The following is an 11305-nucleotide window of genomic DNA, read 5'->3' as shown; positions in this document are numbered from 1 at the left end:
GAGTTTCATGGGCAAGAAAGTTCTGATCGCAGGCGAAAGTTGGATGACGACGTCCACGCACGTCAAGGGCGTCGACGAGTTCACCGTGCATTCGTACGTCGAGGGTGTCGGGCCGCTGAAGGACGCGCTGACCTCGCGCGGCCACGACGTCGTGCACATGCCGGCCCACCTGGTGCCGACGCAGTTCCCGGGTACAGCCGAGGCGCTCGCCGAGTTCGACGTCGTCGTGCTGTCGGACATCGGCGCCAACTCGATTCAGTTGGCGCCGGGGGTGTTCGACCGTTTTCAGCCCGGTGAGGACCGTCTCGCCGCGTTGCGTGACTGGGTTGCCGGCGGTGGCGCGTTGATGATGATCGGCGGGTATCTGTCGTTCTCCGGTTTCCAGGCTCGCGGTGCGTTTCGCCAGACCGCGTTGGCCGACGCGCTGCCGGTCACTATGCTGCCCGAGGACGATCGCGTCGAAACTCCCGCGGGCATGGTGCCGCAGGTCGACGACCCGTCGCACGCCGCACTCGGTGGCGCAGGAACGGAATGGCCGGGACTGCTCGGGTACAACCGCGTCGTCGCGAAGGACGGTACCGCCGTGCCCGCGACGATCAACGGCGACCCGCTCGTCGTGGCGGGGGAGTACGGTACGGGCCGTTCGGTGGTCTTCACGTCGGACTGCTCGCCGCACTGGGCACCCCCGGAGTTCTGCGAGCAGTGGGCGGGGTACACCGACCTGTTCGACGGCCTGATCACGTGGGTAGCGGGGGAATGAGTCGGGCGGCCGCGCTGATCGAGCGTCACCAGGTAGCTCTCGCGGAGTCGCGCGCGGTGACGTTCATCGCCGAATCCATCGCGGGGACACTGTCGGACAACGGTTTTCGACGATATCTGGTGATCGAGGAGGCGTTCGTGCTGACGGCCGTGCGCATCCTCGGTCTCGTGGTGGCGGAGTCGGAGTCGTTGGACGACGCCCGCGACCACGTCGTGTCGATGTCCAACCTCGTCGGCGAGCAGCGTGACTACTTCGCCGATCTACGCGAGAAGTTCCCGTACGACGGCGATGTCGATGCGCTGGTGGCCGAGTCGTCGGTGCTGTCGAGGTATGCATTGGGTCTGGCGCGTGAGCACGGACGAGCCGCAGCGCTCGTCGGGATGTTCGCGGCCGAGACGCTGTACCTGTCGTGGTGCCGCGAAGCGCTCGCGTCGGACGTCGAACGTGAACCGGCACTGCAGGATTGGATCGTCATGCACACCGAGCCTGCGTTCGTCGCGCAGGTGGAGGCGTTGGCGCGTGAGGTCGATGCACTGCCCGCACGTATCGACGACGCCACCCTCGACGACTGGTTCTCCGGGATGTTGCAGGCGGAGAACCAGTTTCACGGGGTGGCGGCATAGCCTCACGTGCGTGGGAATGTATAGCCCGCTCTACATTCCCACGCACGTGAGCCGAAGGCCCCTAGATGTCGATCAGCACCTTGCCGACGGCACCGTTCTCGACGGCGTCGTGGGCGGCCGCGGTGTCCTCGAGCGAATACCGGTGCAGCGGAAGGCCCGCCGCTTCACCGACCTCGAGGACGCCTGCCCGTGCTGCCTCGCTCACGTCCTCCTGCGCAGCCCTCAACGCCTGGTCGCCGACGGTGTACAGCAGCACGAACTGGTAGCGTGCGTTCGAAATCATGTGCGGCCGGATGTCGAGGGTGAAGGCGTCGCCGCCGTTGTTCGCGTACACCGCGATCGATGCACGGTTGCCGGCGACAGCTGCGTTCAATTTCGCGTTCTGCGCGGGCGCGACCTCGACGATCAGGTCGACACCCTCGGGCGCGATCTTCTTGATCTCGGCCTCGGCGTCACCGGTCTTGTAGTTCACGACGTGATGAGCGCCTGCCGCGGTGGCGAGTGCACCCTTCTCGGGGCTGCTGACGGTCGTCACGACGGTCGCGCCCGACCACCGCGCCAACTGAATCGCCGCATGTCCGACGGCCCCTGCTCCACCCGCGACCAGGACGGTCTTGCCCTGCAGCGCACCGGGGTGTAGACGCGTCGGCCCGTCCTCGGACACCGTCAACGCGCGGTGCGCGGTCATGGCAGGCACGCCGAGGCTGGCGCCGACGTCGAAGGACACCTCGGAGGGCAGCCGCACCACATGCTCGGCGAGAACGACCGTGTACTCCTGTGCGGTGCCCGTCGGCCGCTGGTACTGGGAAAGATAAAGCCAAACGCGGTCGCCGACGGCCAGACCTTCGACGCCCGGTCCCGCCGCGTCGACGATTCCGGCCCCGTCCTGGTTCGGTACGACCTCGTCGAATCCGAGGGAGCCGGTGGCGCCGGTGCGGTTCTTCCAGTCGGTCGGATTCACGCCGGACACGACGACCTTGACCCGGACTTCACCCGGACCGGGCTCACCGGGCTCTCGCTCGACGAGGTTCAGTACGGAGGACGGTCCGGTCTCGGTATACGCAATTGCCTTCATTCTCTGTGCAACGGGCGTCGCGGTGATGAAAATTCCGAACGTGGGTATGCGCTTCGCACCCGTGCGCGAAAAGTTGGTCCAGAGGCCAACTGACCGCGCACGGGTGCGAAGCCGCACAGAAGGAGCCCCGATGAATCATGCCGCTGTACTCGTCGACGCGTTCGAACGCATCAAGGGCGTCGTCCACGACACTCTCGACGACATTCCGGACCAGGCTCTTTCCTTCCGTCCGGATTCCGACGCCAACACGGTCGCGTGGTTGATCTGGCATCTCACGCGCGTGCAGGACGATCACGTCGCCGGCGTCGCGGGCAGTGAGCAGGTCTGGACGGCGGACGGCTGGCACGAACGGTTCGCGCTTCCCTTCGACGCCGGCGACATCGGGTACGGACAGAGTTCCGACGACGTCGCGGCCGTCACGAGCAGCGCGGAGTTGCTCCGCGACTATCACGACGCCGTCCACGCCAGGACGAAGGCGTACGTCGAGTCGCTGACCGCGGAGGACCTCGATCGCGTCGTCGACGACAACTGGGATCCGCCGGTCACCCTCGGTGTTCGCCTGGTGTCGGTGGTGTCCGACGACCTTCAGCACGCGGGGCAAGCGGCGTACGTCCGAGGACTCTTCTCGCGAGCGTAGGTCGCTAGCTCGTCGTCGCGTATGCCTTCTGCAGGTTGTCCAGCGTCTTCCGGATGTTGCGACGCTGGAACTGCGGGAACGTCCTGCCGCGGGTGACGATCTTGTCGAACACGAGGGCAGCGACGTCGGGCCACTTTCGGCGGTCGTCGGTCCACGTCTCGGTGACCTTCGTTCCGCCGGCGACGGATTCGAAGTCGTAGCGCCACGTGGCGTTCGCGGCATTCAGGCGAGGCTTCTTCACGCCGATCGCGTGGACGCGAAATTCGAACGCCTTACCCGGATCGGCGACCGTGACCGTGCAGCGGGTCACCCACGTCGCGCCGCCGCGCTTGTTCCGGCCCACGAAGTGCATCCCGACGTAGGCAGTGTCCCGTGGATCGGTCACGACGGCTCCGAGATTCTCCGGACTCCAGTCGCCCATCTTCGTGGGATCGCTGATGGCGGCGTACAGGGTGTCCGGATCGGCGTTCACCACGACGCTGTCCGAGACGGTCATCTCACGGGTCATCGTCCCCTCCGAAGTCCGGGATGGTTGCGAGCGAGGATGGGCACCAACAGCTTTCGGGGCGTCACCGCGGCGAACACCGACGCGACGCGGTTGACGGTCCCCGGAATCGCGACCATCTGGCCCTTGGCCATACCGTCGACGCCGGTCTTGGCGACGGCGTCGGCGGGCATCCACATGACCGACGGCAGTGCGGCTTCGGCGTCCTCCTTCGAGAAACCCGCTGCTTCACCGAAACCGGTGTCGACCGGGCCGGGGCACAGGGCAGTCGCGGTGACGCCCGTGCCGTTCAGCTCTCCGGTGAGGCTCTGTGTGTAGGACAGAACGAACGCCTTGCATGCGCCGTACCCGGCCTGACCGGGGAGGGGCTGGAACGCGGCGGTCGACGCGACATTGAGGATCGCACCGCGTCGTCGCGACGTCATGCCGGGGAGGAACCGGCTGCACAGGTCGACGACGGATGCGACGTCGACCTCGATCATGTTGAGCTCCGCCTCGGGATCGGACGCAGCGACGGGCCCGAGCGTGGACAGTCCCGCGTTGTTGACGAGGATGTCCGGCGTCAGGCCGAGGGCTTCGATGCGGCCCAGCAATGCCGCGCGATCGGAGCGCTTCGACAGGTCCGCGGCCAGCACGTGCGCTGTCTCGCCGAGTTCGGCGGCCAACGCGGCCAACTTGTCCTCGCGCCGCGCGACGAGGGTGACGCCATGACCACGCCGGGCGAGTTCGCGGGCGATCTCTTCACCGATGCCCGACGACGCGCCGGTCACCACTGCCGTGCGATCGGGGCCTGGCTTGGGAAGGCTCATGGGACCACCGTACGTGCATCGAAGTTTCACGGAATTTGAAATTTCATAGTAGGTAAGCCTATGGTAAACCGCCTGTGAGCAGAAATGTATAGAGGGCTATACATTCGCGCTCACCTAGCGAAAGGGCTTCGATGCGACACCTCCCTCTCCGGCGCACCGCGATGCTGTCCGGCTTCCTGGCTGCAGCCCTGGTCGTCGCGGGGTGTAGCTCGTCGACCGACGACACCACCGCGGACGCGTCGGGCAGCGAATTCGAGACGGTGACGATCGATTCCGCGCTCGGCCAAGCCGTCATCAGCGAGAAGCCCGAGCGCATCGTCACCCTCGGCATGGGGTCCGCCGAGACCGCCATCGCGCTGGGCACCGTGCCCGTCGGTATCGAGGAGTACCAGTGGGGGAGCGACGACACCGGCTATCTTCCGTGGATTCACGATGCAGTCGCCGCCGACGAGCTACCCGAACAATTCACCGGTGGAACGGAATTGAACATCGAGGCCGTCCTCGCGCTCGATCCCGACCTCATCCTCGCACCGTGGTCCGGCATCACGCAGGAGCAGTTCGACGCGCTGAACGACTTCGCTCCCGTCGTCGCGTACGAAGAGCAGCCGTGGACCATCACGTGGGAAGACCAGATCTACGTCATCGGCAAGGCCATGGGTGAGGAAGCCAAGGCCGCCGAGGAGATCGAGAAGATCAAGAGCCAGTTCGCCGACGCCACCGCCGCACATCCGGAGTACAAGGACGTCACGTTCTCGTACATCTACAACACCGGGCCCGCGACGCTCGGTGTGTTCCTCGCCGAGGAGCAGCGCGTCGCGATGGTGCGTGCACTCGGCCTGGAGGTCGACCCCGTCGTCTACACGCTGGACGAGACCGAGGGCACCGACTCGGCGGTCATCGGGCTCGAGAACGCGAATCTGCTGAACGATTCGGATCTGATCTTCACGTTCTACTCGGACGCCGAGAACCGCGCGGAGACCGAAGCCCAGCCCGCCTACAACCAGATTCCGGCCATCGGGCGTGGGTCCGTCGTTGCACCGACCGAGCAGCCGTTCGTGACCGGGTCGTCGATCATCAACCCGCTGACCGTGCCGTGGGCACTCGAACGCTACGTGCCGATGATCGACGAGGCCGTCGGGAAGCTGTAGTGCGTCAGCGTCCGTCCCGTTCCTCCTTGAACCGAGTCCACTCGCTGCGGAGCATGCGGTTGTCGATGATCCATCCCATGTAGTCGCGCATGTTGAGGACACGGAGGTAGGCCGGACCGTTCGGGTCGGCGTACTTCAATGCCTCGGTCGCGAGCGCGCGTTGGTTCTCGAGGTAGGCGTGCTCGTTCTCGAGAAAGCCGCCCCACACGTCGGAATCCATGACGTAGTAGTGCATCCGGTCTCTCGGCCGCCGCACCTGTTTCACGAACCCGCGTGCGATGAGGCGTCGGATGTAGTTGGACACCGATCCGCGGGAGGTGCTCAGCGCCTCTGCGAGCTGAGCGGCGGTGACGCCGGGTGATTCGTCGACGAGCAGGTAGCCCATGATCCGACCCTCGATGCGCGACGCGCCGCCGGACTGCCAGTAGTCGGCGAAGCGTTCGACGAACCAGTCGGGGAACGCTTCTTCACTGGGTCCCGACATGTTCGGTGATTCTGCCACGGGCCGTTCAGTACACCTCGCGCTGGCGCTCCTGTTCGAGCACCTGATCCAGGTCGGCCAGCCGGTTCATCGACGACACCTGCCTCGCCGTTCGGTGGTTCTGTGCCAACCGATCTCGGTGCTTGTGTACGAACGCCCAGTATCCCGCGGTGAACGGACAGGCATCCGTGCCCAGTCGTTTCTTCGGGTTGTATTCGCATCCGCCACAGTGATCGGTCATGCGGTTCAGATACGCGCCGCCCGACGCGTACGGTTTCGTCGCGATCAGACCGCCGTCCGCGTGTTGGCTCATGCCGATGACGTTGACGGGCATGACCCACGCGAAGCCGTCGACGAACCGCGTCGCGAACCATTCGGTCAGCGCTTTCGGGTCGTAGCCGCGCTGCAACGCGAAGTTGCCGAGGATCATCAGTCGCGGAATGTGATGGACCCACCCGCGGTCGCGGAGCTCGGACAGAGTGTGCGACAGGCACGCCGCGACCGGTTCGTCTCCGTGCAGATCGTCGAACCACTCCGGTAGCGGTTCGTGAGCGTTCAGCTCGTTCCTGTCGAGATACTCGGGACCGAAATGCCAGTACAGGTGCCAGACGTATTCGCGCCACCCGAGGATCTGACGGACGTAGCCCTCGGCCGACGACAGAGGCGCGCCGCCGTCGCGCCAGGCTTGTTCGACGGACTCCGCGACGTCCAGGGGCTGCAACAGCCCGAGATTCAACGGCACCGACAGCAGCGAGTGAGCCATCGTCCAGTCGTCGGTCATGACGGCGTCCTCGTACTTGCCGAAGTCCGGAAGACGATAGGAGACGAAGTGCTGCACCGCTTTTCGTGCTTCGTCCGCGGTGACGGCGAACACCCGCGGGCCGTCCTCGCCCACGGTGTCGAGTTCCATCTCGTCGAGGTCCGTGCGGACCTGCTCGTCGATCTCGTCCTCCTCGGGCCACCACGGTGCGTCGACGCCGAGCGTGACGCGCTTCTTCGGCGGCGGCTCGCGGTTGTCCTCGTCGAGATTCCACCGTCCGTCGACGGGTTCGTCGCCCTTCATCAGGACGTCGAAGCGCCTGCGCTGATCGCGGTAGAACGTCTCCATCAGAAAGTGAGTGCGATTTCCGGCCCACTCGGCGAAATCGCCGCGGCTGAGCGCGAACATCGGCGTCGGTAGCACGTCGACGACGAGGCCTTCCTCGGACAACGTCTCGACGAAGCGCTCTGCCGAGTGCGACGTGGGTTCGAATACGAGGACGGGTCTGCCGAACTCCTCCAGCGCGTCCCGGTAGGTCTCGGTGCGCAGGTAGGTCGCGCGGTCGCCCAGTTCGTCGGCGAGATGACGCATCCCCGACAGCACCAGATGCAACTTCTGGCGATGGAACCGTCGTCGTCGTAGAACGCGGGCGCTCTCGACCAGCAGAACATCCCGATGTCCGTGCTCTTCCGTCGAATGGAAATGCGGCCCGAGTTGATCTCCGAAGAGCCACAGCGGATCGGAGGATGTCATGGACCGGAGAGTGCTCGGATCGATACCTCGGCAAACCTCGTCGTGTATCTCCGGTGAACTTTCGAGCCCGGTGGCCAGGTCGACTTGACCACGCGCCGAAGTTCGAATGAACTAGCTCGGTGCGCGACAGACAAGGTGTGTCCAGGCGGGGATTTCTGCGTTCGTCATCGGTAGCGATCGCGGCGGCTGGAGCAGCATCGGCGATGCCTGCCGTCGCCTACGCGCAGGGAACGGAGTTCGTTCCGTTCCAGCACGGCGTCGCGTCCGGGGATCCGACGCCGGATGCAGTCGTTCTGTGGACGCGCGTCACACCGGGTCCCGACGCCACTCCTGGGTCCGGGCTCGGTCCGGCGACGACGGTTCGGTGGCGCGTGGCCACCGACCGCGAACTGACGATGCTCGTGCGCAGCGGCACGGTCGTCACCGACGTCGCCAGCGATCACACCGTCAAGATCGACGTCGACGGCTTGTCTCCCGCGACGACGTACTACTACTGCTTCGAGATCCAGACGGGCGAGGCGGCCGGGACGCAGTCCGCCGTCGGAACCACGCGCACCGCGCCGAGCAACGACGCCGACCTCGAACGGGTTCGTTTCGGTGTCGTCTCGTGCTCGAACTGGGAGTCGGGCTTCTTCGCCGCGTACCGGCATCTCGCGGATCGACGGGACCTCGACGCGATCATCCACCTGGGCGACTACATCTACGAGTACGAGACAGGCGGCTTCGCAGGCAAGAACGGCGTTGTGCGGCAACACGATCCGGTCCACGAAATCGTCAGTCTCGACGACTACCGAATCCGCCACGGCCAGTACAAGAGCGACCCGGACCTGATGGCGGCGCACCTCGGAGTGCCGTGGATCTGCACGTGGGACGACCACGAGAGCGCCAACGACGCGTACGACGGCGGCGCCCAGAACCACCAGCCCGAGACCGAGGGGCCGTGGGCCGAGCGCAAGGCCAATTCGGTGCAGGCCTACTACGAGTGGATGCCGGTCCGCACCGCCGGAACACCGCAGAACCGTCACCTGTATCGACGGCTGCGTTTCGGCAACTTGCTCGAGCTGTCCATGCTCGATCTGCGCACCTATCGGTCGCAGCAGGTCTTGCCGTTCCAGGGTGGCGACGTCGACTCCCCGAACCGCACCATCACCGGCAAGGACCAGATGGAGTGGTTGACGGAAGGCATCGTGTCGTCTCCGACGCGGTGGAAGATCGTCGGCAACCCCGTCATGATCACCCCGGTTCTGCTGCCGCCGCTCGAGAGCGAGGCCGCGCGCGGTCTGACGGCTCTGCTGAACATCCCGGAGGGCGGACTGCCCTACAACGCGGACCCGTGGGACGGCTACACGGCCGACCGCGCGCGTCTGCTCGGCGCGATAGCGGACAACGGAGTCACGAACACCGTCTTCATCACCGGTGACATCCACTCCGCGTGGGCGTGCGACATCCCGCAGGACGCGTCGCGCTACTTCGAGACGGGCGGCGTCGCCACCGAGCTGGTCGTGACGTCGGTGACGTCGGCGAACATCGACGATCTGACCAAGACGCCGCCGCACACCCTCGGCCGCGTCGCCGAATCCGCGCTCATGACGTTGAACCGGCACATTCGCTACGTCGACCTCGACAGCCACGGCTTCGGAGTGTTCGAGGTGACGCCGACGGGCGTGCAGATGGATCACTGGTACCTCGACGCCAAGGAAGACCCGCTGACCCGCGTGTACTGGGGTGCGGGTTTCACCGTCGCCGACGGGGTTGCCCGGGTCGAGCCTGCGCCCATGCCGGTTCGGGCGGACTGAAACACCCTGCTGTCCGACCGAATGTCACGTTCGGTCACCTCGAGTGACCGGATGCGGCCATTCGCTCCCCGCCGATTCGGACCCGGCCCGCCGACCACGGCATACTTGCAGCCATGGCTGTACCGAAAATCGTCCTGTTCTACGTGTTCACCCCGCTGCCGGACCCCGAGGCCATCCGGCTCTGGCAGCACACCCTCGCCGCGTCGAACAACCTGACCGGCAGGATTCTGATCTCCGAACACGGGATCAACGCGACGGTCGGCGGTGACGTGAACGACGTCAAGAAGTACGTTCGCGGCACCCGCAGCTACGCCCCGTTCAAGAACGCCGACATCAAGTGGTCGGAGGGTCTCGGCGACGACTTTCCGCGCCTGAGCGTCAAGGTGCGGAACGAGATCGTCACGTTCGGCGCGCCCGACGAACTGAAGGTCGATGCGGACGGCGTGGTCGGCGGGGGAGTGCACCTCAGCCCGCAGCAGGTGCACGAACTGGTCGGCGAGCGAGGCGACGACGTCGTCTTCTTCGACGGACGGAACGCATTCGAGGCGCAGATCGGCAGATTCGAGAACGCCGTCGTGCCGGACGTGGAGACGACGCGCGATTTCGTCGCCCAGCTCGATTCCGGTAAGTACGACCACCTGAAGAAGAGCCCGGTCGTCACGTACTGCACGGGCGGCGTGCGCTGCGAGGTGTTGTCGTCGCTGATGCGGTCGCGCGGGTTCGAGGAGGTCTATCAGCTCGACGGCGGAATCGTTCGGTACGGAGAGACCTTCGGCGACGACGGGTTGTGGAAGGGGTCGCTGTACGTCTTCGACAAGCGGATGACGACCGATTTCTCGGAACACACCGAGGTCATCGGCCGATGCACGGTCTGCGCGAACCCGACGTCGCGCTACCAGGACTTCGACGACGACGACGGACGCGGCCTGCGCCTCGTGTGCATCGACTGTGCCGTCTGAACCCCTACCCTTCCGGGATGGGCTGGCGCCGTTGCGGATTCGACTTCCGCACGGTGACGTCGCCCGAACGCTGCTCGAATTCCTGACGCGCGAACACCCGATGGATCCGTGGATCGATTCCATGGCCGCCGGCGAGGTCGTCGACGAGAAAGGTCGACGCTGGGATGCCGAATCACGGTACGCTCCCGGCCGATTCGTCTACTTCTATCGGGTTCCGCCGCCGGAGATTCCGGTCCCCTTCGACCTCGACGTCCTGTACGACGCGGACGGCATCGTCGTCGTCGACAAGCCCCACTTCTTGGCGACCATCCCGCGCGGCATGCACGTCACCGAGACCGCGACCGTGCGGCTGCGTCGCATGTTCGACGACGCGGATCTGACGCCGGCTCATCGACTCGACCGCGCCACCGCCGGTGTCCTGTTGTTCACGCGCGACATGGCGTTGCGGCGCCCTTACCAGGAACTCTTCTCGACCAGGCAGGTCCTGAAAGAGTACGAGGCGATCGCCGGATACGACCCGTCGCTCGAGTTTCCGCGCACTGTGCGCAGTCGAATTCTCAAGGACCACGGCGTCATGGTTGCACGAGAGGAGCCGGGCGAACCGAACAGCGAGACGCGTATCGAATTGATCGAGGAACTCGGCGACAGGGCGCGCTACCGGTTGTTCCCGCACACGGGTCGTACGCACCAACTGCGAATTCACCTGTCGTCGCTGGGCATTCCCATCCAGGGCGATCCGTACTACCCGAACTACACGCGCACGGCCGCAGATGACTTCGGCACCCCGCTGCAGTTGCTCGCGCGGGCAGTCGAATTCGACGACCCGATCACCGGGGAGCGTCGCAGATTCGAAAGTCGCCGCACCCTCGCCGGCTGGACGCTCACGTAGTTGTCAGGTGCACGCCACATTGCTGGCCAGTTGCCGTGCATCCAGCGAAAAGGTGAGCATCTGTGCCCCGACACGACAACACCCCCGGCCTTGTGCGAGGCCGGGGGTGT

General features: G+C 65.6%; 12 protein-coding genes. 7 read left to right on the top strand and 5 right to left on the bottom strand.

Features of this window, described 5'->3' with window-relative positions; genetic code table 11:
- The first annotated feature begins 7 nt into the window (after window positions 1–7).
- Both HQ354_RS09175 and HQ354_RS09170 read left to right on the top strand, forming a co-directional pair.
- Window positions 8–760 carry a glutamine amidotransferase gene (locus HQ354_RS09175; RefSeq protein ID WP_068427041.1) on the top strand — a complete coding sequence of 251 codons (753 nt, stop codon included), beginning with the start codon at window positions 8–10 and terminating at the stop codon, window positions 758–760.
- Entirely contained in the window at window positions 757–1383 is a 627-nt protein-coding gene (locus tag HQ354_RS09170; RefSeq protein WP_222635193.1) for a TenA family protein, read from the top strand. The genes HQ354_RS09175 and HQ354_RS09170 overlap by 4 nt, the downstream gene beginning before the upstream one ends.
- A 61-nt stretch (window positions 1384–1444) precedes the next feature.
- On the opposite strand, the gene HQ354_RS09165 is transcribed toward HQ354_RS09170, so the two are convergent.
- Entirely contained in the window at window positions 1445–2458 is a 1014-nt protein-coding gene (locus HQ354_RS09165) for an NADPH:quinone reductase (protein ID WP_167676341.1), read from the bottom strand.
- A gap of 130 nt (window positions 2459–2588) precedes the next feature.
- Here HQ354_RS09165 and HQ354_RS09160 point away from each other — a divergent pair, with 130 nt between their 5' ends.
- A complete protein-coding gene (locus HQ354_RS09160) occupies window positions 2589–3095 on the top strand; it encodes a DinB family protein (RefSeq protein WP_068427036.1) in 507 nt (168 codons plus the stop codon).
- 4 nt (window positions 3096–3099) lie between these two features.
- Here HQ354_RS09160 and HQ354_RS09155 read toward each other — a convergent pair whose 3' ends face one another.
- Both HQ354_RS09155 and HQ354_RS09150 read right to left on the bottom strand, forming a co-directional pair.
- Complete coding sequence (locus HQ354_RS09155) at window positions 3100–3603, bottom strand: SRPBCC family protein (RefSeq protein WP_167676339.1); 504 nt, start codon at window positions 3601–3603, stop codon at window positions 3100–3102.
- Window positions 3600–4409, bottom strand: a complete 810-nt coding sequence (locus HQ354_RS09150) for an SDR family oxidoreductase (RefSeq protein WP_167676337.1) — start codon at window positions 4407–4409, stop codon at window positions 3600–3602. Before HQ354_RS09150 ends, HQ354_RS09155 begins: the two co-directional genes overlap by 4 nt.
- A gap of 131 nt (window positions 4410–4540) precedes the next feature.
- On the opposite strand from HQ354_RS09150, the gene HQ354_RS09145 reads away from it, so the two are divergent.
- Window positions 4541–5557 carry an ABC transporter substrate-binding protein gene (locus HQ354_RS09145; protein WP_068427028.1) on the top strand — a complete coding sequence of 339 codons (1017 nt, stop codon included), beginning with the start codon at window positions 4541–4543 and terminating at the stop codon, window positions 5555–5557.
- 4 nt (window positions 5558–5561) lie between these two features.
- Here the strand turns inward: HQ354_RS09145 and HQ354_RS09140 are convergent, their stop codons facing one another.
- The gene (locus HQ354_RS09140; RefSeq protein WP_068427095.1) at window positions 5562–6041 is read right to left on the bottom strand and encodes a GbsR/MarR family transcriptional regulator; all 480 of its coding nucleotides are present in this window, start codon (window positions 6039–6041) and stop codon (window positions 5562–5564) included.
- A gap of 25 nt (window positions 6042–6066) precedes the next feature.
- Entirely contained in the window at window positions 6067–7551 is a 1485-nt protein-coding gene (locus HQ354_RS09135) for a cryptochrome/photolyase family protein (protein WP_167676334.1), read from the bottom strand.
- A gap of 203 nt (window positions 7552–7754) precedes the next feature.
- On the opposite strand from HQ354_RS09135, the gene HQ354_RS09130 reads away from it, so the two are divergent.
- From HQ354_RS09130 to HQ354_RS09120, 3 genes are all read left to right on the top strand, one after another.
- On the top strand, window positions 7755–9347 hold the full coding sequence (locus tag HQ354_RS09130; protein ID WP_240931017.1) for an alkaline phosphatase: 1593 nt from the start codon (window positions 7755–7757) through the stop codon (window positions 9345–9347).
- A 113-nt stretch (window positions 9348–9460) separates the two neighbouring features.
- Complete coding sequence (locus HQ354_RS09125; RefSeq protein ID WP_222635194.1) at window positions 9461–10306, top strand: rhodanese-related sulfurtransferase; 846 nt, start codon at window positions 9461–9463, stop codon at window positions 10304–10306.
- Window positions 10296–11195, top strand: coding sequence for a pseudouridine synthase (locus HQ354_RS09120; protein WP_167676328.1), 900 nt, complete (start codon window positions 10296–10298; stop codon window positions 11193–11195). Before HQ354_RS09125 ends, HQ354_RS09120 begins: the two co-directional genes overlap by 11 nt.
- Window positions 11196–11305: the final 110 nt, after the last annotated feature.

Source organism: Rhodococcus sp. BP-261 (assembly GCF_019835205.1).
Lineage (GTDB): Bacteria > Actinomycetota > Actinomycetes > Mycobacteriales > Mycobacteriaceae > Rhodococcoides > Rhodococcoides kyotonensis_B.
The sequence above is the reverse complement of the archived record's forward strand: the minus strand, read 5'-3'. Positions and strand labels throughout refer to the sequence as shown.